We start from the raw sequence: 22575 nt of genomic DNA on the forward strand, positions 1-22575 counted from the left end.
AAACGGTCGGTCAGCCGACGAGGTGAAGGCGGCGCGGCTCCTCACCGCTCGCGGCCACGCGGAATACCTCGAGCTCGCGATCCCACGCCTCGCCAAGAGCCTTGCCGATCTCCTGTTCGATGCGCGCGGCGTCGCCAGCACCAGCGGCAATGCAAAAACGAATACGGTCTTCGGTGAGCGTGACGTTGCCCGCCGCATCGATCGCGGCGTGATGGATGCCGAGCGAGGGCGTGTACATCCACCGTGCCCCCTCTTCGCCGCCTCCCGGCTCTTGCGTGACTTCGAAGCGCACGCTGTCCCAGCCACGCAGCGCAGTCGCGAGGCGTGCACCAAGGCCTTCGGGGCCGGTCCAGTTGATCGCCATGCGTAGCTGCGAGGGATCACTTTCGTGGCGATGCCACTTCACGCGTACGGGCACACCAAGAACTCCGCTGACGGCCCATTCAAGATGAGGTGCGAGGGCACGCGACACGGAGTGGATTGTGAGGGTTCCACGAGCCATGGGCTTACCTTTCGTATCAATCGAAACGTCTTCCCCACGATTCGCGTTGATACTTGCGGTGGCCAAGCTCGGGCCTTACGACAGTCTAGAGGTTTGCGCGGATAGCCCGCAACGCCTTCTTCTTCTCGCTCTTCTCGAGACCGTCGATATAAAGCGCACCGTCGAGGTGACCCACCTCGTGCTGGATCAAGCGCGCGACAATTCCATCGCCCTCGAGCACGACTTTGTTTCCGTCAAGGTCAATGCCCTCGCACGCCGCCTTCGCGGCGCGTTCGCGCGGAAACCACAGGTCCGGAACTGAAAGGCAGCCTTCGTCACCGCCCTGCTTTTCCTCAGAAAGGTAGGTGATGACCGGATTCAGGATGTAGCCGAGCTCACCGTCGATGTTCCAGGAAAACGCGCGCAGGCTCACCCCGATTTGATTCGCGGCAAGACCGGCGCGCCCCTCCTCGTTGACGTTCTCCAGGAGATCCTCGACAAGGCCGCGAACGCCAGGGGTGATGTCCTTAATCGGATCGCACTCGGTGCGCAGAACCGGGTCGCCAACAATGCGAATGTCGCGCTTGGCCATTACTTCTCCTCCTCGTGCGATGCAGCCGCGCCAGCGGAATGTGCATCGGTAATCGTGTGGCGCACTTCGGCCCCAGGAACGACAGTGCGCTGAATCGTGCACGCCGCATCAATGACGCGATCGATGACGGCGGCGAGCTTTTCCCGCTCTCGCTCCTCAAGACCGGAGAGATCCAGCTGAATCGTCTCGTCAATCTCATGGTAGCGGTCGTCCTTTTCGTCGGACGTACCGTGCGCGTAAAGTCGCGCCGCAAAGTCCTCGCCGAGGCGCCGCGCAACCGAATGATCCATCGACATTCCCGCGCACCCAATGAGAGCGAGCTTCAAAAGCTCCCCGGGGCTGACGCGGCCTTCTTCGAGACCAATGGGGATCTCCACACCCGACTGAGTGTGACCCACGTACTGGCGAGTGGCGACTCGATCGACCCACACGCTGCCCGGTCCGAAATCCTCGGGCCGCTCAAATGACTCGGGCGAGTGAACACTCATGGGTACCTTCTTCCAGACCTCGGGGCTTAACGCTACCGCGAAAAGTGAAGGCCCCGGGTTTCCCCGGGGCCTTCTGTTGCTCCCCCAATTGGACTTGAACCAATAACCCTTCGATTAACAGTCGAATGCTCTGCCGATTGAGCTATGGGGGATCGACTCGAAATACATTAGCAGCGCCCCGGCCTATCTCGCCAATTCAGAGGCTCAATCTGGCGCAGATGTGCCAAAGGCCACGCTCATGGCGCTCGGGCCGCGTCAACTTTTCTTCCGAGGCATGAACCGGCGATAATGGAACCCATACGCGGGCCCGTAGCTCAGTCGGTTAGAGCACCGGACTCATAATCCGTCGGTCGCGGGTTCAAGCCCCGCCGGGCCTACCATATGCCTAGGTCACACCGTGTTTTTGGGCCTATTTTCGTTCTAGTTTTTCACGGACAAAGTGGCGATTTCCCGTTTATTGTCCGTTTTGGTTCTGCCTGCAACGCCTCCAAGGCGCGTTGGGGTACGCCGTGGGTGGAGTAGTGGCGCTCGGCCACTTGGATGGTGTGCCCCATGAGGGATTCACGATCCATTCGTGAAAGGCCTGACTCTTCTAACCTGCGTTCAACAATGCGGCGGAAAGTATGTGAACTCATCTCTGGGTGCCCGGCATCGGATAGTGTGCGTTTAATTGACCGGGTGAGGGCGCGGGGGTCGGGGATGTTACCGGTTCGAGCCGTGGCGGAGACAAACTCCATTTCGGCATCTGTTGCCCCAGGCCTCATGCGCAGTGAAAGCCGCCGTTTGAGCACTTCGCACGCTTGCTGCGTGAGCGGGATAGAGCGGTAGGAGAGCTTCGACTTCAGCCGAGGCTCCCATCGACGCTCGCCATCTTCTGTATGGATCTGGCCGCGCAGGTGGACCGCTGGCGGGTCAGTTTTAAGATCGACGTCTTGCCAGCGCAGCCCGGCGATTTCTCCGATACGGCAGCCGGTTTGGAGAAGCAGCATGATGGCGTCAGAGGAGTTATTACCTTGGGCGCGCGGGTCATTCATCACCGTATCCATGAGGGTCGCGATTTCCTCATCGGTGTAGGCGCGGCCTTTATGAACCACCTGCGGGTTTTTGCTGACTGCGCCGTCGCGGGGAAGGCGCAGCCGGTCAAGTGGTGAAGGTGGCGGGGTGCCGGTTACATCGCCATCGGCGATCTCCCATAGTTTTCGCCAGATTGTCAGGACGTGCTTGCGCTCGCCCGTCAGCCCTTCGCGACCAAGGCGCAGCAGCTCGTCGGTGAGCTGGTTTCTCGTGATGTCGTCGATCTTGAGGTCGGCGAGCGGGCTATTGAGTGCGTAGGTTTTTGCTGTGTACCGATATTTCGTTCTCGTGGCGCTGGAGCGTTCGCGCTCGAGAACACCTGCGTCGATTCCATCAAGGTAGCGCCGCGCGTACTCACCGAGGGTCTGTCGAGAAGAGCGCTCCTCGATTTCTCGCGCAAGCTTCTCTTCTGCCTCGCGCATTTTGAGCTTGATCCGGTGTTCGATCGCGCCTTTCGTAGGGCCCGAGACCATGAACCGGACATCTCTGCCGTTGCTGAGTTTTGCGCGCGCTCTAGCCCGACGCGGAAGAGAGGAAGGCTTGACCCCTTGAGCTTCGCCTCCTCCTCAATGACCCATTTCCCTTCGAGCTTCACCTGGTGCGAGATGGTTCCGATTTCTCCGGGCGCGAGGGACTGGCGTGGTATGGCTGTACTCCAGGTGGATCAAGGCGAGGTCGCTCTTAGTCTCTCACCACGAGAAGGCTTCTAGCCCTTGGCGGTACACAAAATTGCATCGGCCAGTTTGAAAGGAAGCGTCATGGGATACCGCAAAAACCGCGACAGTAACGGAAAGCGTCGCTGTCCAAGCGGCAAAGCTATCTACGGATCGCGTGGCGAGGTGCAAAAAGCGCTCGACAACGGGCGATGGGTTGGCAAGTCTGGCCTGCACAAACACCCCCAGGAAGCCTATTCCTGCAAACAGCGCAAGCGGTGGCACCTGACGAGCATGACGCCGGAGCAGTCTCAGGCGTGGCTTGAGCGCCAGCGGCGTAAGCGTGAAAGGGAAAACCGTCGGCTTGATTTAGCTTTGGAGCGCTAGAACCCCTGGAAGGCCGGAGGTTGTGAAGCGTCCTGGATTTAGTTCTTACCTCAGCTAAGGAAGGATTGAACTATGCCTAGAAGGTATTCCGTCGAGTTCAAGGAGAAGGCGGTCCATCAGATCATCGAAATGGTCCGCTTGGAGTCTTGCTCACTGCAACGCGCCTACACGGAGGTTGGTGAGCTCCTTGGAGTATCTCACCACACGTTGCGGGCTTGGTACCGTGACAGCGCTTCAGTACGTGATGACTCTGACGCTTCAGGCGGCGAGACAATGGAAGAAGAGCTCAAGCGTCTGCGCCGTGAAAACCGCGAGTTGAAACGAGCAAACGGGATTCTTAAGACTGCTTCGGTTTTTTCGCAGCGGAACTCGACCGACCCACGACCAAATGATCTCCTACATCGACACGTATAAAGATCAGTTTGGGGTCGAGGCCATCTGCCGAGTCCTTAAACAAGCAGATCGTGGATTCATTACTGGCTCTTCAGAGCTGAGTGTGGGCGCGCCGGTGGTGCGGGGTAGCTGGAGGTAGGCGTCGAGGTCCCCGATGATGAGCGGACTCTTACCTCTGCTCGCACCAAGGACCTCGACAATGCTGAACTCTACGTGCGCTACACCCTCATCTGGGAAGAGCCTCTTAAGGTCGTGGAGGTTGGAGGTCTGATGGTGGGTGGGCTTGGATGCCTCGAGCCCGGGGCGCTCGACGCGCCAAAGTCCGCGGCCGCCGGCCTGGATCGCTCACAGGTCACCGGAGCGGACGAGTGCGTAGGGCTGGGAGCGGCCAATGGACATGATGGTCTGCACGCCCTCCAGCGTCATGAAGAGGGGCGTGGCGGTCACCGGCTCTCTGGAGGGCCTGATTACTCGGGGATCTCGCTGAGTTGGGCCTCAATCCGATCCAACCGCTCGGTGATGTTGCTTAGGTGCTCCACGATGAGTTGGTTCGAACCATCGATCGCCGTCGCTGTTTCGCGTCGTGCGCTGGTGACGGTGCCTACCACCCAGACGGTAAGAACAACGAAGATCGCGAGTGGTATTGCGGCGGCGAGGATGACAACAAATACGGTAGTGGTAAGTGTCATGAAGATTCCCTTTCCTATTCTTGATTAATCAGGCGCACAATGTGGTCTGGAGTTATTTCAAGCTGAAACGGAGCGACCCAGTAGTGTTTCCTCACTCGGCTCTCTCCGAGCTGTTCCAGGCCGCTCTCGATGAGTCGAGCAGCTTCCAAGCGGTTGAGGTGCTGGTAGAGCAGTGGCCGAGACATCCCGAGTCGGCGGGCCAGCTCACTGACATGGGTCGACTCCGTCTCTAGAGAGGCGATAATTCGCAACCGAGGCTCACTTCCGAGAGCACTGAGTATCTGAGCGAGCCGTGCTGCGTCCATTACCCCTCCGGATCGTAATCGAACGATGTCAGGTGTAAGTATATGCTTACAGTCAGCGGTGCGCAAGTTCTGCCGGGTCTGGCGGAGACGCTGGCTGCTCACCCGGGGTGGCCGGTCGGACTGCGGGCCGGCCTGCACCGCCGGCGAGTGCGGGAGGGGTCGACCTCATGGGGTCGCCTCCTCCTTGCGCGCGACGAGCTGCGAAGTCTCCTGGGGCCTGACCCTTGTTCGACTCTTCACCGTTGCGGTGGGGAGTGAGGGGTTCGGCGGGTTGAGCGGCGGGTAGGGGTCGAGGTCCCCGAGGATCAGGAGCGACCAAGCTGCCCGATTTGTTCGCGAGGACCTCGACGTGTCTCACGCTACGGGGTGCGCCGACGCGCGCACGACCACCAATCCCTGCGCTCGCTGCGATCTTCTGTTCGGGCTCGATGGCGTTCGAGTCGAGCGGGTTGATCGCGACCCGATCACCATGCGGGTGACGGTCTCGACGCCCTGGCAGCTGGCGTGCTGCCCGGACTGCGGGGTCGTCGCGCTCAGCCGCGGCCGGCGGGTGCGGGTGCTGCGCGACGTGCCGCACGGCGACGTTCGGGTCCAGATCGTCTGGCGGCAACGACGTTGGCGCTGCGGCGAGGTCGAGTGCCCGCGGGGGACGTTCGCCGAGCAGGTCCCGACCCTGGTCGCCGCTCGCGGCGTCCTGACCCGCCGCGCGGTGTGGTGGGCAGTCGGGCAGCTGCGCCGCGAGCACGCCACGATCGCTGGGCTCGCCCGCCGGTTGGGGGTCGGCTGGGCGACGCTGTGGCGCGCGGTCAAGCCCGAGCTCGAATGTCTGGCCGGTGACCCGACCAGATTCGCCGGTGTGACGTCCCTGGGGGGCGATGAGCACATCTGGCACCACGGTGACGTGCGTGAGCGCGGCCCGAAGGAGTTGACCGGGATGGTCGACCTGACCCGTGACCAGGCCGGACGCGTGCACGCCCGGCTCCTGGACTTGGTGCCCGGTCGCTCGAAGAAGGCCTACACCGACTGGCTGCTCGACCGCGGCGTCGACTTCCGCGCGCGGATCGAGGTCGCTGCCCTGGACCCGTTCGGTGGCTACAAGTCCGCGATCGACGCCGAGCTCGCCGACGCCACCGCCGTCCTGGACGCGTTCCACGTCGTCAAGCTCGGCACGCAGGTCGTCGACGAGGTACGCCGCCGAGTCCAGCAGGACACCACCGGGCACCGCGGCCGCAAGGGCGACCCCCTGTTCGGAATCCAGACCATCCTGCGCGCCGGCGCCGAGAACCTCACCGACCGCCAGCTCGCCCGCCTCGAGACCGCGATCTTGGCCGTTCCCGCCCACGAGGAGGTCAACGTCGCCTGGCGCTGCGCCCAAGACCTCCGAGCCGCCTACCGCGCGAAGGACACGACCAAGGGCCCTCGCCGCGCCGAGAAGATCCTGGACGCGTTCCACACCTGCCCGATCCCCGAGGTCGCCCGCCTGGGACGCACCCTGCGCCGCTGGCGGCAGGCGTTCTTGGCCTACTTCGACACCGACCGCGCGAACAACGGCGGCACCGAGGCCGTCAACGGCATCATCGAGCTGCACCGGCGCCTCGCCCGCGGCTACCGCAACCGCGACAACTACCGCCTCCGCATGCTCCTCGTCGCCGGCGGACTGATCACCTGATCCCTACCGGAACGGCGAAGAGCCTCATTACTTCACGCGGCTACCGCAAAGCCTCTGCATGCACTCCCAGCGCAAGGGCCTTAACCGATAGCCTTCTCATCCCAGCGATTCAGCGTGTGCATGCGCAGAATTTCTCGGTTTACGGCATCCGCAAGATGTGGCACGCGATGAACCGTGAAGGTTTTCATATCGGCCGCGACAAGACCGCACGACTGATGAAGCTCGCAGGTGTTTGTGGCCGCAGGCGTGGACGAACCCCTGTGACAACGATTAGCCCGAAGACACCGAATCATCGCCCAGACCTTGTACAGCGAGACTTTCGTGCACAAGCGCCAGGCAGGCTGTGGGTTGCCGACATTACCTATGTTCACACCCTGTCAGGATTCGCCTACACCGCGTTTGTCGTGGATGTCTACAGCCGAAAAATTGTTGGTGTTGCTACACGCTCGACGATGCGTACCGATGCGCTGCCCATGGAGGCTTTGGAGCATGCGTTAACGACTGCAGGACGAATCCATGCAAACCAGCTGATTCACCACAGTGATCGGGGCAGCCAGTACGTGTCACTGACGTACTCCACCGCGCTAGCGGAATCCGGAATCCGTCCGAGTGTGGGAACAGTCGGCGATTCTTATGACAATGCTCTAGTCGAAACAGTCAACGGCCTCTACAAGGCGGAACTGATTCATGCTCAAGGTCCGTGAACGTCGGTCGGAGAAGTCGAATTGGCCACCTTGCGGTGGGTGCATTGGTGGAACACCAAGCGTCTTCACGAAGCATTGGACTACACCACCCCACAGGAAGTAGAAACCGAGTACTATCTCACCCAGCCCATCAACACAGGGCCGTAAAAGAAGCGGAACCAAACCCAGGACGCTTCAATCGGGAGCGTACACGAGACCCTTGTTGATGAGGCTGGCACGGGCGGGGCCTTTTGGAACACTGCCGCTACGTCAGAGCCCGAAGGCTCCGCCGCTGACGAGGATCACGATGCCGAGGCCGATGAGAACGATGGGAAAGAGGATGTCCTCCCAGCGTTCGAGCACTTCCGCGATCGGGGGGCGGGTGGCGACGAACTTTGCCAGGCCCACCAGGACCGCAACGAGCGCGAGGAAGATAACGATGTAGGTGACCACTGCGAGAGCTTCCACGCTAAGGAATACAGGGGTGTAGACACCGATGTTGTCGCCGCCATTGGCAAAAGTGACGCCTGCGACTGTCCAAACGCCGACCTTCTTGCCGGCAACCTTGGCCTCGTCGTCATCGTCGTCATCGTCTCCGCGCCAGGCCTGCCATGCGGCCCAGAGGCCGATGCCCAGCGGGATGAGACCAAAGTATGGAATGACTGCCGGGGGCAGAAATGCTCCGGCGCCGATGGTCACAAGGATCGCGGCGACGAGGATGCCGGCAAATCCGAGGTACTGGCCGGCCAAAATACGGGCGGTGGTGCCGCTCTGGCGTGCCCCTCGCGCGAAGAAGAGGGCGAGCACGATGATGTCGTCGATGTTGGTAGCTGCGAACAGGCCTATCGCCTGCAAGACCGTGGTGAGATTCATGCGCCCACCCCAGCTACGTTGCATTCGGGAAGCGAGCAGGCGGGGTCGATGCACGGGGCGTCTTCGTCTACTGCCAAGGTGGCATCGACCAATGTAGTCAGCGCCTGCGCCAAGTGTGGATCGGCGATCTCGTATCGTGTCCGACGACCCTCGGGCTCGGAGACGACGATCCCACAATCGCGCAAGCATGCCAGGTGGTTGGACACGTTCGAGCGTGTCAGGTCCAGATCTCGGGATAGTTCCGCCGGGTAAGCGGGATGGTCGAGCAGGGCCAAGATGATCCGGGATCGAGTAGGGTCGGCCAGTGCACGACCCAGGCGGTTCATTACGTCGAGGCGCGAAGCAATAGTCAGCAGTCACTGAACTATACAGCGAGCACTGAATTAGTCAAGTTCCGGGTAGCGGTGCAGCTGTGTGTGCTGCTCAAGTGACAGTGGAAGGAGCAGAGATGGCAGAGATTCCGGCAAAGTTGCAAAAACAGCGTCGCCAGTTCGAGATTCAAGTTGCGCACGAGCCTGGCGTAGTTCGGGAGATCGGTTTTCAGGCCCCAAGCAATGATACGAACGGGACAAAACTCGATGGCCTCATCATCTTGAACCGGGAAGGCTCGAACAAACTTATCTACCTCATCCGCAGCCTCGATTCGATTCCCGTTTGCAGCGGGGACACCTCGGGGTTCGACGACGGTTCGCGCCGCCAAGGAGAACCTTGCCGGATGGATTGCCGAGAGGGACAACGAGGGAGACAACACTGGCGACGGTGCATACTTGGTTGAACCACGCTCGTTTCTGATGATCGGCCCATGTGCGATTTGTGCCGCGCCCAAGGCAACCGAATTGGCTCGAAGTTCCGTAGCTTTGAAAGTTTCCGCTCGAACCGCAAGTCACCGGAGGTGCTCACCTTTGACGAGCTTGTCGAGCGTTCACGGTGGAGCGTGGAGCTTGCCGAGAGGCAGGAAGAGGCGGAAGCGGAATTTCCTGACTTCCCGTTCTAAGGAGCGCTTCTGCTCATGTCAAATAATTGACTTCTGTCGTGTAACCGGAGTCGGAACCCGGTGTGACCGGGGTGTAGCCACGAACCCGGTACAACTGGTCGGGGAGTTTACTGAAAGCTCCCACCGGGGGAATAGGGGTTTCGTACGGGATCCATCGGTACTCCTCAAAACTAAAGAAATCTGCTCGCTTAAAGCATTTTGCTGCACGGGGTTATGCGCCCTCGTATTTCGGGCTCGGTCTCGGTCTCGGGTGGGTGGCGTGTGCATGGTTCGGGTTATATGCCCACTCAAGGAAAGCCGGTCATGGACGCTAAGACCCTCACGCCCGCCAAACGCCTTAGCCGCTTCGCTGTTATCGCGGCGGTGATCTTTGCAGCCCTCACACTTGTCATTACTCCGGCGCGGGCGCTTGCCCACGGTGAAGGTGTGCTCCAGATCGGCAACGAAGCGCTCACGGGCGAGGGCATGGTGGCCGTTGGTGAAAGCACGCCGGTGCTTCGAGGGTCAGATGGGTTGGTCGTCTTGGCAGATGGGACGTTTGATTCGTCCACTTCGACGACCTCAAAGTGCTATGGCAACGTGAGCAGTCAAAACAGGTTCGTGCCGGTGATCCGGTGGACATCCAATAACGCGATCGGGAAGTTCCAAACGAAGCCGCCGAGCGGGTTTTTCGAGGACACTCAAAACACGATCGACTCTGCTTTCAACATGGCCTCGATGATCCCCGCGCTCGTTGGTATACCTGCGCAAATGCGATGTATGCGATTTTGGTTGACTCACACACGGGCATATCCGTCGGTCGCGGGTTCAAGCCCCGCCGGGCCTACGCAAAGCCCTCGCATGCAGCACAAACGGGGCCCGACAACCGTTGGACTCCGTTTGTACGTGTGCGACCGAGCGCGTCGATTACGCGCTTGCGAACACGACCGACATGTCGTGGCCGCCGAAGCCGAAGGCGTTGTTGATCGCCGCGATGTCACCACTCGGGAGCTCGCGCGGCTTGCCGTTTGCGACGTCCATCGAGACGCCTTCGTCGAGATTTTCGATGTTGATCGTGGGCGGCGCCACCCGATTGTGGAGGGCGAGAATGGTGAAGATTGATTCAACAGCGCCCGCGCCGCCGAGGAGGTGGCCCGTCATCGACTTCGTCGACGTGACGACGACCTGATCGGTTTCACCCTCAAGAGCGATTGAGATGGACTCGAGTTCGTTGAGGTCGCCGAGCGGGGTCGAGGTGCCGTGCGTGTTGACGTGAACGATGTCGCGTGCGGTAAGGCCAGCGTCGGTGAGGGATTCGCGGATCGCGCGAGCTTGGCCTTCGGTGCTCGGGGCGGAAATGTGGTGGGCGTCGGAAGCCATGCCGCGCCCAGCGAGGTAGGCGTAGATATGCGCACCGCGGGCTTTGGCGTGTTCCTCAGTCTCGATGACCATGATTCCGGCGCCTTCGCCGAGCACGAAGCCGTCGCGATCACGGTCGTACGGGCGAGAGGCGGTCTCGGGCGAATCATTGCGGGTGGAGAGAGCGCGAATGTTCGCGAAGCCCGCGAGGGGAAGCGGATGCACGCAACCTTCGGTGCCGCCAACAATGGCGATATCGGCGCGGCCGCTGCGCACGAAGTCGAGGCCGTGCGCGAGTGCCTCGGCGCCAGATGCACACGCGGAAACGGGCGTGTGCGCGCCTGCCTTCGCTCCGAACTCGATCTCGATGTGAGCGGCGGCGGAGTTCGCCATGAGCATGGGGACCGTGAACGGATTCACGCGGCGCGCACCGCGTTCTTTCACGGTGTCCCACTGGTCGAGGATCGTCCACACGCCACCGATGCCGGTACCGACCACAACGCCAAGGCGCAGAGGATCGACTTCGGGGTTGCCTGCGTCCTTCCAGGCCTCACGTGCGGCAATTATCGCGTACTGGCCGTTGGGGTCGAGCTTTTTAGCTTCTGGCTTCGATAGGTAGTCGAGGGGATCGCCCGCAACCGTGCACGCGAAGTCGACGGCGAGTCCGTAGCGCTCGGCCCAATCGTTCTCGAGTGTGTGGGCGGTCGATTGTCCCGCAAGGGCGGCGTTCCAGGAGCTTTCAATGTCGACTCCAAGCGGGTTGAACGTGCCTAGGCCGGTAACAACTACGCGAGGGCTCTCGCTCATGGGTTCTCCTTGCGGGCGTGATGGAAAAGGGCGAAAAGATTAAAGTGCGCGCCCGCCGCTAACGGGCGAGCGCGCACCGGCAACAATCAGGCCTGAGCGTTCTGGATGAACTTGACGGCGTCGCCAACGGTCACGAGGTTCTTGACCTCTTCGTCGGGGATGCGCACGTCGAACTTCTCCTCAGCGTTCACGACGATGGTCATCATCGAGATCGAGTCGATGTCGAGGTCGTCGGTGAAGGACTTGTCGAGCTGAACGTCAGCGGTCTCAACACCGGTTTCCTCGTTTACGATCTCGGCGAGGCCAGCGAGGATGTCTTCTTCGGTGTGTGCCATGAGGCTCTCCTTTGTGCTTTACGAATTAAATCAGCGGCATAAGCCTACAGGCATAAACCTGAAGGTTCTGGTTCCGACGGTTGCAAGTTTGACGTGTGTCTCGCTCTGCTCGATCGCGGCTCGCCCTGCGCTCGGGCGCATGAGATCGTCCCGCGGGGTAGGTCCGGACCGGGCAAGCGAAGCACACCCTACGGCAAGACGACGATCTGGCACGCGTACGCGAGGCCGGCACCAAAACCAATCTGCACGCACACGTCACCGGACTTCGCCTGGCCCTCGTCGAGGAGACGATGCACGGCGAGCGGAACAGATGCGGCAGAAGTGTTGCCGGTATCAGCGATGTCGCGGCCGATGACGACGCTCTCGGGAAGCTTGAGCTGTTTAGCGAGCTCATCGATGATGCGCATGTTCGCCTGGTGAGGGACGAAAACGTCGATGTCGTCGACGGTGAGCCCCGCTTCATCAAGAGCTTTACGGACAATCTCGGCGGTGTGCCACACGGCCCAGCGGAACACGGTGCGGCCATCCTGCTCGAGAGTCGGAAAACCGAGCTCCGGCTGGTCGCGGTACTCGAGAAGCGAGTGCGTCATGCGGATCGTGTCCCAATGCTCGCCGTCGCTACCCCAGATAGTGGGGCCGATCTTCGGTTCGTCGCTAGCGGCAACGATCGCAGCACCCGCCCCGTCGCCAAGGAGGAACGAGATCGAGCGGTCGGTGGGGGAGATGAGATCTGAGAGCTTCTCTGCGCCCACGATGAGCACGTTCGTTGCGGCGCTCGAGCGCACGAGAGCGTCGGCTTGGCCGACCGCGTAGCAGAAGCCTGCACACGCCGCCGAAATATCGTAGGCGACTGCATCCTCAATCCCGAGCCGGGCCGCGAGAAGAGTTGCCGCAGAAGGCGTTTGATATTCAAACGAAATCGTCGAGACGATGACCGCGTCAATGGCCGAAGCGTCGAGACCCGACTTTTCGATTGCTTCTCGCGAGGCCTCTTCGGCGAGGTCGATGACGTGAATGCCTTCGCTCGCACGCTTGCGGGTCACAATGCCCGTGCGGCGGCGGATCCATTCGTCGGACGAGTCGATAGGGCCTGCGATGTCATCGTTCGTGACAACGAGGTCGCCGCGTGCGGCGCCGTAGGCGAGAATCTGTGAGCCCGCAACGGGCTTCGAGGGGCGAAGAGTGACCACCGAACCTATGCCTCCTTCGGGGTCTGGCCGGCATGCTCGCGCACGAAATCGCGCGCGGCATCGAGCTGATCGGGAGTATTGAGATCGAACCGAGCGATCGACTTTGCGTCCCGCTTGACGAGACCGGTGAGGGTGCCTGCAGGTGCAAGTTCGAGGATGCCGGTGACACCCTCGGCCTCAAACGTGCGCATGCACGCGAGCCAATCGACGGTATGGGCGACTTGCGTGACGAGCGACTCGAGGAACGCCTGACCGTCGTGGACGACGGCGCCATCGGCGTTCGAGACCACGGGAATCTGGGGGGTGCGCACCGAGTAGTCGCTTACTCGAGTGGCGAGCGCTTCTCGCGCGCTTTCCATGAAAGGGGAGTGGAACGCGCCGGCCACCTGCAGCGGGATTACGCGAGCCTTTGCCGGCGGATTTTCCTTGAGGCTCTCGAGCTGCGCGAGCGAGCCGGCTGCGACGACCTGAGCCGCTCCGTTGATGTTTGCGGGAACGGCACCGGCGGCTTCGATCTTCGCGAAAACGTCCTCGCGCAGACCGCCCACGACTGCCGCCATCCCGGTTTCTTCTGCCGCGGCGGCTTCTGCCATGGCCCGCGAACGATCACGGACGAACTCCATCGCGTCCGTCTCCGTGAGGGTCCCGCTCAGACCAGCCGCGGCAACCTCACCGACCGAGTGCCCCGCGTAAAAATCGGGGCGCGGCATGTCGAGCGCGCCGAAAAGTACGCTGTGCACGATCAGGCTCGAGGCAACGAGAAGCGGCTGGGCAATCGCCGTGTCACGTATCGTGTCGGCATCCGACACGGTCCCGTGCTTCACAATGTCGACGCCAGCGGCTTCGCCGAGGGAGCCCGCATATTCCGCGACGCTATCGATGTCCAGCCACGGGGCGAGAAACCCCGGTTTCTGAGCGCCCTGGCCGGGCGATGCAATGACGAGCACGCCACTGTCCTTTCACACTGTCGAACGAGAGGAGGCCGCTTCCGTGCGGAGCGCGGCCTCGAACATCGCGAGGGAGACGTCGGCCCCAACCCCCGATGAAACTGCCAGGCGCGCGGCATGCGCAAGAGCCTCTTGAAGCGAGCGTTCCACCTCGCCCCAGGGTTTTATGCGCGTGCCCCGGCGCCCATCGGTTTCCACAATACCTGCCGCCGCAAGTGACTTAATGGCCTTCGCCGCCGTGTTCGGTGCGACGTGGCAGACTTCCGCGAGTGCACGGACGGAGGGCAACTTCTCACCCGGGGCGAGAGTGCCCTCCGCCGCGGCATTCGCGATTGAATCATGGAGCTGCGCGGCGGCGTTCGGCGCGGACGCGTCGACTCGGAGCCACGGCAGTTCAGCGACCATGATGCTCAGGCGTCCCCGCCTGCGCCACCGGACGAACCGGCGTTGACGTTCAGCAGATCGTACTTGTCGATGGCCTGCTTGACGATCGACCGGTCAATCGTGCCCTGATCCGCGAGCGACTTGAGAGCGCGCACGACGAGCGACTCGCGGTCGATGTGCAGGTAGCGGCGGCCCGCAGCTCGCGTGTCTGAGAATCCCCAGCCTTCGGCGCCAAGAACGGCATAGTCGTTCGGCATCCAGGGGCGGATCATGTCGGGAACGAGGTAGTCGAAGTCCGTGGTCGCCACGAACGGGCCCTCGGCGTCCTTGAGCTTCTCGACCATCCACGGCGTCCTGGGTTCCTCTTCGGGGTGGAGGAAGTTGTGCTTGTCCGCGGCGAGTGCGTCGTTGCGCATCTCGCTCCACGAGGTCACCGACCATACAGCCGAGCGAACGCCCCAGTCCCTGTAGAGAAGATCGCGTGCTTCGCGAGTCCACGGGACTGCAACGCCCGAGGCCATGAGCTGGGCAACGGGGCCGTCGCCCTCTTGAACATCATCGACCTTGTACATGCCCTTGATGATGCCCTCGACATCGACATTCTCGGGCTCAACGGGCTGGTGGATCGGCTCGTTGTACACGGTCAGGTAGTAGAAGACTTCCTGGAGGCGCTCTTCGTTCTCCCCGTACATGCGCTGCAGGCCATCGCGCACGATGTGCCCGATCTCGTAGCCGTAGGCGGGGTCGTAAATAACCGCACCGGGGTTCGTGTACGCGAGCAGCGGGGAGTGGCCATCCATGTGCTGGAGACCTTCACCCGCGAGGGTCGTCTTGCCAGCCGTTGCGCCGATCACGAAGCCCTTGGCCATCTGGTCGCCGGCGGCGTAGAAGAAGTCGCCGGTGCGCTGGAAGCCAAACATCGAGTAGAAGATGTAGAACGGCACGAGAGGCACCTCGTGCGTCGAGTAGGCCGTACCCGCAGCAGTGAAGGCGCTCGTCGAGCTGATCTCGTTAATACCCATGTGCTTGATCTGACCCTGCGAGGATTCCTTGTACGCAAGGAGGAGATCGCGGTCCACCGAAAGGTAATTCTGGCCCTTCGGATTGTAGATCTTCGCGGTCGGGAACATCGCGTCGAGGCCGAACGTGCGGGCCTCATCGGGAATGATCGGAACCCAGTACTTGCCAGTTTCCTTGTCACGCATGAGGTCCTTGAGAAGGCGCACGAGTGCCATCGTCGTGGCGACCTCCTGCTTGCCGGAGCCGCGCTTCGCGACGGCCCAAGTCTTCTCGCCGGGAACCGTGAACGTCGCCTTCTTGTGGCGGTTATCGGGAACAACGCCGCCCAGTTCTGCACGGCGCTCACGCATGTACTGCATTTCCGGCGAGTCTTCGGCCGGCATGTAATACGGCTGGTTGTAGAGATCAGCCTCGAGCTGCCGATCGGTGAACGGAATGTGCAGCGTGTCGCGCAGCTGCTTGAGGTCATCGATCGTGAACTTCTTCATCTGGTGGGTCGCGTTACGGCCCGCGAAGTTTTTGCCGAGCACGTACCCCTTAATGGTGTGCACGAGGATGACGGTCGGCTTGCCGTTCTTCACTGTCGTGGCATGCTTGAACGCCGCGTAGATCTTCTTGGGATCGTGGCCGCCGCGCTTGAGACCCCACCAAATGTCGGCATCGCTCATGTCTTCGACGAGGGCCTTCGTGCGCGGGTCGCGGCCGAAGAAGTTATCGCGGATGAAGCCGCCCGATTCGGCGCGGAACGTTTGGAAGTCGCCGTCGGGGGTCGTGTTCATGAGGTCCACGAGGGCGCCGTCGGTGTCTGCGGCGAAGAGCTTGTCCCAGCCCTCGCCCCACACGACCTTCACGACATTCCAGCCCGCGCCGCGGAACTGGGCTTCGAGCTCCTGAATGATCTTGCCGTTGCCACGCACGGGGCCGTCGAGGCGCTGGAGGTTGCAGTTGACGACGAACGTGAGGTTGTCGAGCTGCTCGTTGGCGGCGATGTGGAGGGCGCCTCGCGACTCGACCTCGTCCATTTCGCCGTCGCCGAGGAATGCCCACACGTGCTGCTCGCTCGTGTCCTTCAGACCACGGTTGTGGAGGTAGCGGTTAATGGAGGCTTGCTCAATTGCGTTGACGGGGCCGATGCCCATCGAAACGGTGGGGAATTGCCAGAACTCCGGCATCGCGCGCGGGTGCGGGTAGCTGGGGATTCCGTGTGGGTTCGACTTTTCCTGGCGGAAACCGTCGAGATCCTTTTCATTCAGGCGCCCCATGAGGAAGGCTCGCGAGTAGATACCGGGGGAGGCGTGGCCCTGGAAGAACACCTGGTCGCCACCGCCGCGGTGTTCGCGACCGCGGAAGAAGTGGTTGAAGCCAACCTCGTAGACGGTGGAAATGGAGGCGTAGCTCGAGAGGTGGCCACCGACGCCGATTTCGGGACGCTGCGCGCGATGCACCTGCATTGCTGCGTTCCAGCGCACGGCCCGTCGGATCGACTTCTCGATGTCGAGATCGCCCGGGTACTCGGGCTCGTCCTTCGCGGCGATGGTGTTGACGTAGTCGGTGTTTTCCACGCTGGGAACGTCAACATTCTTTTCGCGTGCGCGCGTGAGGAGGTTGCCGACGATGTGGGAGGCACGCTCCGCGCCGCTGTTCGCTACGACCGCGTCGAGCGATTCGATCCACTCCCTCGTTTCTTCGGGATCCACGTCGTTCGCGTGGCTGGGAAGACCGATCCCTTGACGCCCGGTGATGTCGTTCGAGTTCACGCTGTTGTTCTCCCTCATGGTGTGAGTGAAAAGGGCTGTGCCTTAAGGCCCGCCATTGTGCCGTCCTAGCGTATAGCGTGCGCCCGAAAGAGAGGTGAGCGCGGGGCGGTTAAAGGTGCCGCGGGTCTCACACTTCGGGCGTGGCTTCACGTCGTGTTTTTGTGAGTGACACCGCCGGAGTCCTTAGGTACAGTTGGAGCGTCCCGAGATCCTCCATCTCATTTCCGACCTCCGAAGGAGTCGCCCCTTGTCACCGGTTGCAGCTTCGAGCGACAACCTTGCCGAAGTTTTTGAGTTCCACGAAGGCCAGCTCGTTCAGGAATTCGGGTATGACGACGATGTAGATCTCGACCTTCGCGATGCCATCGAGGACCTTATCGACGCCGACCTCGAAGATGAGTACTCCCGCGAGATCGTGGACGGTGTCATTATGTGGTGGCGCGATGGTGACGGTGATCTCACCGATGCGCTCGTCGATTGCCTGTCGAGCCTCGTCGCCGGAGGGCCCGTATGGCTGCTCACGCCGAAACCCGGCCGCCCGGGTCACGTGGATCCCGCGGATATCCAGGAAGCGGCGAACACCGCCGGCTTGCGCGGAATGAATGCGGTTTCGCTTGCGCCGGATTGGTCTGGCACGCGGTTGGCCTCGCGGTCGTAGTTTTCGCGGAAGAGTTTTCCGACGCCTTTCCGCTTCCCGTTTTGCCGAATCCAGCCGCTCGTGCGACGATAGTCCGCGCGGGTCTTTAGCTCAGTTGGTTAGAGCGCCACGTTTACACCGTGGATGTCGGGGGTTCGAGTCCCTCAAGACCCACGTAAGATGAGAAAATCGAAACTTGCCCCGCCTGATGGCGGGGCAGTTTTGTTTCTGCGGTGACGTGCACCGGGGCGTCGATGCTGGTGTGGGCAAGGACGGTGGGGTGGTCTGCTCGGGTGTGTAGGTGGCGTTTTCTTCGTCGTGGATGGTGATGCGGGTGAACAGGGCGCGGTTGAGGATGCGTCGTTCGGCTGGGTCGCACTTGTTGTAGAGGTTGTCGAGGAGTTTGGTGAGCCGGTCCAAGCCTGTTCGGGCCGCGGCGTAGGTGTCGGTGACGTTGCCATGCCGGTCTCCTTCCGCGAACCTGTCCACAGGGTCGAAGAACCAACCCGGTGCCCAGCAGTAGGCCAGTCATGACGAGGGGGTACATGTTGATGATCCACAGTGACTCACTTACGCTCGCCGACAACCCGTCCGTCAGAAGAGGCACGACCACGTAGAGAATCGAAGTGTCGACCGTTGCAAGCAGCAAACCGAGAGAGACGGCGGTGAGCACGAACCACCGTGTGCGCTGCGAGGCCGGCGCAGGGGGATCTTGAGTCATCTCAGCCTTGCAATATTCCGATACGTCGTCAGAGCGCGGTAGATTTGGGGACCGTATACAGGGAGCATGAAAGTCAGACTCCTGATCATTGGCGCATGTGCTCGGAGGCAAGTCGCGCGAAGATGAGGGTGTCGGTCCATTCGCCCTTGCTGAACCAGTCCTGGACGTGACGTGCTTCGAGCCGGAGCCCGACACAACGAGCCAGTGCTGCCGAGGCGCTGTTGCGGGCATCCATCTGCGCGGTGATGCGGTGGAGCCGGTAGTGGTCAAACCCGAGGGCGAGTACTGCTCGGACGGCTTCGCTGGCGAAACCTTGCCCACCGTGCGCTGGGTCGAGAACCCACCCGATCTCGCCTTGACGGTGCTCGTGATCGGTGAGCCACAACGCGACGTCTCCGATTGGGACGCCGTCATGCTCGATGACCAGCGCAAGCGCGCCACTCTCGCCATCGATGTCAGTCTTCGCTAGGCGTTCGGTGAGCTTGTCGTGGGTGACTTCCGCGGTCCATGGCTCGTCCAGCAGGTAGCGGGCAACGTCGGGTCGCGAGTACAGCTCGTGAAGCCATTCGGTATCGTCGGCGTTATGCGGACGGAGCCGAAGCCGCTCCGTCGCCAACGGCCACTGGGCGGTGGGCTTGAGATCGCGCCGGTAATGGAAAAGTTCCTCGCGCTGTCCTGCGGGCGTGGTTCCGACGGCTCGCTCGACCTCATGGAACCCTGCGTTCGTCAAGCACCGCTGGGAGGCCTTGTTCTCCAGGAGCGTGCGTGCTGTCAAGGTTCGCAATCCACTGTTGCGTGCGAAGCGCGATGCCAACTCCAGGCCCCGACGAGCGTGCCCTGCTCCCCGCGCATCCGGATGAATCCAGAACCCGACCTCGGCAGCCTCGGAGCTGGCGTCGAAGAGCACCAAGGAGCCCACAAACCGGTCCGTCTCGGCGTCGGCAAGTGCGAGAACTGCCAGCGTGCCGGACGACAGACCCTCAGCAACCTCGTCACGGATCATCCGTCGCACGGACTCGGGGGTGTAGTCGGACTCGGGCAGGTGGCCGAAGCGCCGCACAGCTTCATCCTTGGTGCCGGCTGCATACGCGCCTGCGTCCAGCTCAAAGAGGGGGCGTAGGCGAGTGTTCTCAAAGGTGATCGGGAGGGTGGTGGCATCCAGCATGCGCTAAACCTAACATAGAATGGATAGCTAACGGAAGCGTGTTTGGTTAGGCTGGTGGGGTGAGCTACTGGGAACATCGCAAACCTGTGCGACGCCTCCGCGCAGTAGACCTCGGGGAGGTTGCGAGGGCATCGGTGAGGCTGCTGGACGAAGGCGGGTTGAGGGCCCTCACCCTGCGTTCTGTGGCACAACAGGTGGGTGTTGCTCCAGCCAGCCTGTACTCCCGCGTCGAATCCGTCGACGACCTGTTCGACCTCGCCCTCGACACAGCGCTTGCAGACGATCCCGTGATGTCCGAGTCGATCCGCAACGCCGACCTGTCTGCCCTGATGCACGCCTTCTTCGCGCACCTCACGACCCACCGGTGGGCCGGTCAGGTCATCGGTATGCGCGCTCCCAGGGGCCCGGCGTACCTGGCCCTTTCCGAGCGGATGTGCGTCCTGCTCGAACAAGCGGGTACCCCGGATCCGCTGGGAACTGCCTACCGATTGTCCAACCTGGTGATTGGCGCCTCGCTGACCGCACCCATGGCGCCTGACGAGAAGCGCGTCGCCATTGACCCTGACCAAGCTCCTACCTATGCGCGGCTGCACGCGACGCACCACGTCAGCCCACGCGAGATTCTCTCCGACGGCCTCACGGCACTCCTGTCGTGAGGGGGCCTTTTGATTCGGGGCCGCCCTGCGTCGCTAATGGCCACGGACTGGTCTCCGTGAGAGTGCGCCCCCTTCGCAGTGCGCCGATAGTCGGACGGGCTGATCCCGACATCGTTCGCGATCGCGCGGAGCGCCTCGCTATCGTGATACCGCCGTTCCAGAGAGTCGGCTGCCTCGCTACCGATGCTGCGGTGCGGACTTACCGGTTCTGGCTCACGTTGGGTAGGCCGCCCCGCGCGACTGCGGATCGTTCGGTGCAGTGATCTCATGGAACCCACCGGTGGGGCGAGTTTCTACAAGCTTTCTGCTAGGTCCACCATCGCCACCCTCACTCTTCGCGAAGAGTGAGGGTGTTGTGACGTTGTGTTCTGGTTGCTCAGTCGCGGTGAGCGCACGCCGTGTCGACAATGCGGGCGCAGCCCTTGTATCTTCGCTCCGGACGAAGGGCGGGGCCCGTGGCCCGAACGGCTCGTGTGAGGCTCTGGCATATTCCCCACAGATTTGCGCTTTCGGTTTTGCAAAATTCCTATACTGGAGGTCGCACGCTCGAACGGTCGACAAGGAGCATTCATCCATGACACCTGAAGTGTCCGCGCAGCATCCCGGACTCGACGTCGAGGCTATCCGCCGCGACTTCCCGATTCTCCATCAGAACCTCGCGGATGAAAGACCGCTGGTGTATCTGGACTCGGGGGCGACGAGTCAGCGCCCCCAGAGCGTGATCGATGCTGAAGTCGCGTTTCTCACGGCAAGCAACGCGGCGGTTAAACGCGGCGCCCACCAGCTCGCGGAGGCGGCAACGGATCGTTACGAGGGGGCGCGCGAATCCATCGCTAGTTTTATTGGTGCGACGGACCCTCGGGAACTCGTCTTCACTAAGAATGCGACCGAGGCACTCAACCTCGTGGCGTATGCACTCGGTAACGCAGACTCGTCAACGCCGGAACACCTACGCGTGCACGAAGGCGATGAAATTCTCGTCACCGAGATGGAGCACCATTCGAACCTCGTCCCCTGGCAGGAGCTTGCCCGTCGCACGGGAGCGACGCTACGCTACATCCCCCTGACGGACGATTTCGAGCTCGACCTCACCGATTTAGATTCGCTGCTGAACGAACGCACGAAGGTTTTCGCCTTCGCACATCAATCCAATGTGCTCGGCACGATCAATCCGGTTCCCACTCTCGTGGCGCGTGCCCGCGATGTCGGTGCCCTTACAGTGCTCGACGCATGCCAATCCACACCTCACATGCCGATCGATGTCGCGGAGCTCGGCGTCGACTTTCTCGCGTTCTCGGGGCACAAGATGCTCGGGCCCACGGGCATCGGCGCACTGTGGGGGCGCTACGAACTGCTCGCCGAGCTCCCACCCTTCTTGCTCGGAGGGTCCATGATCGAAGTTGTCCACATGGATCACACGACGTTTGCGGAGCCTCCGGCCCGTTTTGAGGCGGGAACCCCGATGATCTCCCAGGCCATTGGGCTTGAGGCGGCCGTCGGATACCTCCGGAACCTGGGCATGGCGAACGTTGCCGCCCACGAAGCTGACCTGACCGCGAGGGCCCTCGACAACCTCTCACAGATCGACGGCGTACGGATTATCGGCAAGGGGCCGAGCACCGGACGCGTGGGTGCTGTTGCCTTTAGCGTCGAGGGGCGGCACCCGCACGACATCGGCCACGTTCTCGATTCCCTCGGGGTAGAAGTACGCGTGGGGCATCATTGCGCGTGGCCGCTTCATCGTCGATATGGTGTTCACGGAACGACGCGCGCAAGTTTCAGCGTGTACAACACACTCGACGAAGTTGACCGCCTCGCCTCTGCACTCGAGGAAGCCATCTCGTTTTTCAAAGGATTTGATCGATGAACCTCAATGCGATGTACTCCGAGCTCATTTTCGAGCACGACAAACGCCCCCAGAATTTTGGGCTTCGCGAGCCGTTCCAATCCGAAGTTCACCACGTCAACCCGACGTGTGGGGACGAGATCACGCTGCGCCTCCAGCTTGATGGCGACGCGGACAACCCGACGATCACGGATCTGTCCTATGACGCGACGGGGTGCGCCATGAGCCGCGCCTCCGCCTCCATCATGAGCGATCTGCTCATCGGCGAGAGCCTCCAGGATGCACAGAAGACGTTTGACCACTTCGACGAGGTCATGCACTCTCGCGGCAAAAACGAAGGCGACGAAGACATCATTGGTGATGGGATCGCACTCGTGGGCGCAGCAAAGTTTCCCGGCCGCGTGAAGTGCGTACTCATGCCGTGGAAGGCCTATCAGGCGGCCCTCGCCGAAGCTCAAGCCGCGCGTGGATCGCAATCCTGACTCTCGTTC

The 22575-nt window shown here is 61.9% G+C and carries 23 protein-coding genes, 3 tRNA genes and 2 pseudogenes; 12 read left to right on the forward strand and 16 right to left on the reverse strand.

From position 1 onward, the window contains the following. Window positions 1–10: 10 nt before the first annotated feature. From FXY94_RS07760 to FXY94_RS07775, 4 genes are all read right to left on the reverse strand, one after another. Complete coding sequence (locus FXY94_RS07760) at window positions 11–502, reverse strand: DUF3145 family protein (RefSeq protein ID WP_016664479.1); 492 nt, start codon at window positions 500–502, stop codon at window positions 11–13. A gap of 85 nt (window positions 503–587) precedes the next feature. Then, window positions 588–1073, reverse strand: a complete 486-nt coding sequence (locus tag FXY94_RS07765) for a peptide deformylase (RefSeq protein ID WP_016664480.1) — start codon at window positions 1071–1073, stop codon at window positions 588–590. Beyond that, entirely contained in the window at window positions 1073–1561 is a 489-nt protein-coding gene (locus tag FXY94_RS07770; protein WP_016664481.1) for an OsmC family protein, read from the reverse strand. Before FXY94_RS07770 ends, FXY94_RS07765 begins: the two co-directional genes overlap by 1 nt. 79 nt (window positions 1562–1640) lie before the next feature. Beyond that, window positions 1641–1713: transfer RNA gene (locus tag FXY94_RS07775), tRNA-Asn, on the reverse strand. Window positions 1714–1864: 151 nt separating this feature from the next. Here FXY94_RS07775 and FXY94_RS07780 point away from each other — a divergent pair. Next, a tRNA-Ile gene (locus tag FXY94_RS07780) sits at window positions 1865–1941 on the forward strand. Window positions 1942–1989: 48 nt separating this feature from the next. Here FXY94_RS07780 and FXY94_RS07785 read toward each other — a convergent pair. Next, entirely contained in the window at window positions 1990–3108 is a 1119-nt protein-coding gene (locus FXY94_RS07785) for a site-specific integrase (protein ID WP_016664482.1), read from the reverse strand. 285 nt (window positions 3109–3393) lie between these two features. Between FXY94_RS07785 and FXY94_RS07790 the strand changes: the two genes are divergently transcribed. Next, window positions 3394–3675, forward strand: a complete 282-nt coding sequence (locus FXY94_RS07790; RefSeq protein WP_016664483.1) for a hypothetical protein — start codon at window positions 3394–3396, stop codon at window positions 3673–3675. Between the two features lie 72 nt (window positions 3676–3747). Next, window positions 3748–4192, forward strand: a pseudogene (locus tag FXY94_RS07795) (transposase); the annotation flags it as partial. Window positions 4193–4535: 343 nt separating this feature from the next. On the opposite strand, the gene FXY94_RS07800 reads toward FXY94_RS07795, so the two are convergent. Together FXY94_RS07800 and FXY94_RS07805 are read right to left on the reverse strand one after the other, a co-directional pair. Further along, on the reverse strand, window positions 4536–4757 hold the full coding sequence (locus FXY94_RS07800) for a hypothetical protein (protein WP_016664486.1): 222 nt from the start codon (window positions 4755–4757) through the stop codon (window positions 4536–4538). Window positions 4758–4771: 14 nt separating this feature from the next. Beyond that, window positions 4772–5062 (reverse strand): ArsR/SmtB family transcription factor, encoded by a 291-nt coding sequence (locus tag FXY94_RS07805; RefSeq protein ID WP_016664487.1) that lies wholly within the window; start codon window positions 5060–5062, stop codon window positions 4772–4774. A 349-nt stretch (window positions 5063–5411) separates the two neighbouring features. Here FXY94_RS07805 and FXY94_RS07810 point away from each other — a divergent pair, with 349 nt between their 5' ends. Both FXY94_RS07810 and FXY94_RS07815 read left to right on the forward strand, forming a co-directional pair. Further along, entirely contained in the window at window positions 5412–6731 is a 1320-nt protein-coding gene (locus FXY94_RS07810; protein ID WP_016664488.1) for an ISL3 family transposase, read from the forward strand. A gap of 17 nt (window positions 6732–6748) precedes the next feature. Continuing rightward, window positions 6749–7582 (forward strand): annotated as a pseudogene (locus tag FXY94_RS07815) (IS3 family transposase); the annotation flags it as partial. A 102-nt stretch (window positions 7583–7684) separates the two neighbouring features. On the opposite strand, the gene FXY94_RS07820 reads toward FXY94_RS07815, so the two are convergent. After that, entirely contained in the window at window positions 7685–8287 is a 603-nt protein-coding gene (locus FXY94_RS07820; RefSeq protein ID WP_016664490.1) for a cadmium resistance transporter, read from the reverse strand. Then, the gene (cmtR, locus tag FXY94_RS07825; protein WP_084813948.1) at window positions 8284–8643 is read right to left on the reverse strand and encodes a Cd(II)/Pb(II)-sensing metalloregulatory transcriptional regulator CmtR; all 360 of its coding nucleotides are present in this window, start codon (window positions 8641–8643) and stop codon (window positions 8284–8286) included. Before cmtR ends, FXY94_RS07820 begins: the two co-directional genes overlap by 4 nt. A 92-nt stretch (window positions 8644–8735) precedes the next feature. On the opposite strand from cmtR, the gene FXY94_RS10825 reads away from it, so the two are divergent. Both FXY94_RS10825 and FXY94_RS07835 read left to right on the forward strand, forming a co-directional pair. Beyond that, window positions 8736–9062 carry a hypothetical protein gene (locus FXY94_RS10825; RefSeq protein WP_016664491.1) on the forward strand — a complete coding sequence of 109 codons (327 nt, stop codon included), beginning with the start codon at window positions 8736–8738 and terminating at the stop codon, window positions 9060–9062. A gap of 27 nt (window positions 9063–9089) precedes the next feature. After that, window positions 9090–9281, forward strand: coding sequence for a hypothetical protein (locus tag FXY94_RS07835; RefSeq protein ID WP_016664492.1), 192 nt, complete (start codon window positions 9090–9092; stop codon window positions 9279–9281). A gap of 906 nt (window positions 9282–10187) precedes the next feature. Here the strand turns inward: FXY94_RS07835 and FXY94_RS07840 are convergent. From FXY94_RS07840 to aceE, 6 genes are all read right to left on the reverse strand, one after another. After that, the gene (locus tag FXY94_RS07840; protein WP_016664494.1) at window positions 10188–11426 is read right to left on the reverse strand and encodes a beta-ketoacyl-[acyl-carrier-protein] synthase family protein; all 1239 of its coding nucleotides are present in this window, start codon (window positions 11424–11426) and stop codon (window positions 10188–10190) included. An 86-nt stretch (window positions 11427–11512) separates the two neighbouring features. Then, the gene (locus FXY94_RS07845; RefSeq protein ID WP_016664495.1) at window positions 11513–11761 is read right to left on the reverse strand and encodes an acyl carrier protein; all 249 of its coding nucleotides are present in this window, start codon (window positions 11759–11761) and stop codon (window positions 11513–11515) included. Window positions 11762–11949: 188 nt separating this feature from the next. After that, window positions 11950–12951 carry a beta-ketoacyl-ACP synthase III gene (locus tag FXY94_RS07850; RefSeq protein WP_016664496.1) on the reverse strand — a complete coding sequence of 334 codons (1002 nt, stop codon included), beginning with the start codon at window positions 12949–12951 and terminating at the stop codon, window positions 11950–11952. 5 nt (window positions 12952–12956) lie between these two features. Continuing rightward, the gene (locus FXY94_RS07855) at window positions 12957–13898 is read right to left on the reverse strand and encodes an ACP S-malonyltransferase (protein WP_016664497.1); all 942 of its coding nucleotides are present in this window, start codon (window positions 13896–13898) and stop codon (window positions 12957–12959) included. A 12-nt stretch (window positions 13899–13910) separates the two neighbouring features. Continuing rightward, window positions 13911–14303 carry a GntR family transcriptional regulator gene (locus FXY94_RS07860; protein ID WP_016664498.1) on the reverse strand — a complete coding sequence of 131 codons (393 nt, stop codon included), beginning with the start codon at window positions 14301–14303 and terminating at the stop codon, window positions 13911–13913. Window positions 14304–14308: 5 nt separating this feature from the next. Next, a complete protein-coding gene (gene aceE / locus FXY94_RS07865; protein WP_141742359.1) occupies window positions 14309–17077 on the reverse strand; it encodes a pyruvate dehydrogenase (acetyl-transferring), homodimeric type in 2769 nt (922 codons plus the stop codon). 229 nt (window positions 17078–17306) lie between these two features. Here aceE and FXY94_RS07870 point away from each other — a divergent pair, with 229 nt between their 5' ends. After that, window positions 17307–17717, forward strand: coding sequence for a DUF3052 domain-containing protein (locus FXY94_RS07870; RefSeq protein ID WP_016664500.1), 411 nt, complete (start codon window positions 17307–17309; stop codon window positions 17715–17717). Window positions 17718–17796: 79 nt separating this feature from the next. Then, window positions 17797–17870, forward strand: a tRNA-Val gene (locus FXY94_RS07875). Between the two features lie 632 nt (window positions 17871–18502). Here FXY94_RS07875 and FXY94_RS07885 read toward each other — a convergent pair. Then, a complete protein-coding gene (locus FXY94_RS07885; protein ID WP_016664501.1) occupies window positions 18503–19582 on the reverse strand; it encodes a GNAT family N-acetyltransferase in 1080 nt (359 codons plus the stop codon). 134 nt (window positions 19583–19716) lie between these two features. Here FXY94_RS07885 and FXY94_RS07890 point away from each other — a divergent pair, with 134 nt between their 5' ends. From FXY94_RS07890 to sufU, 3 genes are all read left to right on the forward strand, one after another. Then, a complete protein-coding gene (locus tag FXY94_RS07890; protein ID WP_016664502.1) occupies window positions 19717–20238 on the forward strand; it encodes a TetR/AcrR family transcriptional regulator in 522 nt (173 codons plus the stop codon). A gap of 574 nt (window positions 20239–20812) precedes the next feature. Then, window positions 20813–22105, forward strand: coding sequence for an aminotransferase class V-fold PLP-dependent enzyme (locus FXY94_RS07895; RefSeq protein ID WP_016664503.1), 1293 nt, complete (start codon window positions 20813–20815; stop codon window positions 22103–22105). Further along, complete coding sequence (gene sufU, locus FXY94_RS07900; protein ID WP_016664504.1) at window positions 22102–22566, forward strand: Fe-S cluster assembly sulfur transfer protein SufU; 465 nt, start codon at window positions 22102–22104, stop codon at window positions 22564–22566. Before FXY94_RS07895 ends, sufU begins: the two co-directional genes overlap by 4 nt. Window positions 22567–22575: the final 9 nt, after the last annotated feature.

Origin of the sequence: Dermabacter jinjuensis (genome assembly GCF_902381725.1) — a bacterium.
GTDB classification, from domain to species: Bacteria; Actinomycetota; Actinomycetes; order Actinomycetales; family Dermabacteraceae; genus Dermabacter; species Dermabacter hominis.

What these genes read in the sequence shown, in the direction of transcription:
- FXY94_RS07760 (WP_016664479.1), bottom strand. Translation starts at nt 502, where the DNA reads ATGGCTCGTGGAACCCTCACAATCCACTCCGTGTCGCGTGCCCTCGCA.
- FXY94_RS07765 (WP_016664480.1), bottom strand. Translation starts at nt 1,073, where the DNA reads ATGGCCAAGCGCGACATTCGCATTGTTGGCGACCCGGTTCTGCGCACC.
- FXY94_RS07770 (WP_016664481.1), bottom strand. Translation starts at nt 1,561, where the DNA reads ATGAGTGTTCACTCGCCCGAGTCATTTGAGCGGCCCGAGGATTTCGGA.
- FXY94_RS07785 (WP_016664482.1), bottom strand. Translation starts at nt 3,108, where the DNA reads ATGGTCTCGGGCCCTACGAAAGGCGCGATCGAACACCGGATCAAGCTC.
- FXY94_RS07790 (WP_016664483.1), top strand. Translation starts at nt 3,394, where the DNA reads ATGGGATACCGCAAAAACCGCGACAGTAACGGAAAGCGTCGCTGTCCA.
- FXY94_RS07800 (WP_016664486.1), bottom strand. Translation starts at nt 4,757, where the DNA reads ATGACACTTACCACTACCGTATTTGTTGTCATCCTCGCCGCCGCAATA.
- FXY94_RS07805 (WP_016664487.1), bottom strand. Translation starts at nt 5,062, where the DNA reads ATGGACGCAGCACGGCTCGCTCAGATACTCAGTGCTCTCGGAAGTGAG.
- FXY94_RS07820 (WP_016664490.1), bottom strand. Translation starts at nt 8,287, where the DNA reads ATGAATCTCACCACGGTCTTGCAGGCGATAGGCCTGTTCGCAGCTACC.
- FXY94_RS10825 (WP_016664491.1), top strand. Translation starts at nt 8,736, where the DNA reads ATGGCAGAGATTCCGGCAAAGTTGCAAAAACAGCGTCGCCAGTTCGAG.
- FXY94_RS07835 (WP_016664492.1), top strand. Translation starts at nt 9,090, where the DNA reads ATGTGCGATTTGTGCCGCGCCCAAGGCAACCGAATTGGCTCGAAGTTC.
- FXY94_RS07840 (WP_016664494.1), bottom strand. Translation starts at nt 11,426, where the DNA reads ATGAGCGAGAGCCCTCGCGTAGTTGTTACCGGCCTAGGCACGTTCAAC.
- FXY94_RS07845 (WP_016664495.1), bottom strand. Translation starts at nt 11,761, where the DNA reads ATGGCACACACCGAAGAAGACATCCTCGCTGGCCTCGCCGAGATCGTA.
- FXY94_RS07860 (WP_016664498.1), bottom strand. Translation starts at nt 14,303, where the DNA reads ATGGTCGCTGAACTGCCGTGGCTCCGAGTCGACGCGTCCGCGCCGAAC.
- aceE (WP_141742359.1), bottom strand. Translation starts at nt 17,077, where the DNA reads ATGAGGGAGAACAACAGCGTGAACTCGAACGACATCACCGGGCGTCAA.
- FXY94_RS07885 (WP_016664501.1), bottom strand. Translation starts at nt 19,582, where the DNA reads ATGCTGGATGCCACCACCCTCCCGATCACCTTTGAGAACACTCGCCTA.
- FXY94_RS07895 (WP_016664503.1), top strand. Translation starts at nt 20,813, where the DNA reads ATGACACCTGAAGTGTCCGCGCAGCATCCCGGACTCGACGTCGAGGCT.
- sufU (WP_016664504.1), top strand. Translation starts at nt 22,102, where the DNA reads ATGAACCTCAATGCGATGTACTCCGAGCTCATTTTCGAGCACGACAAA.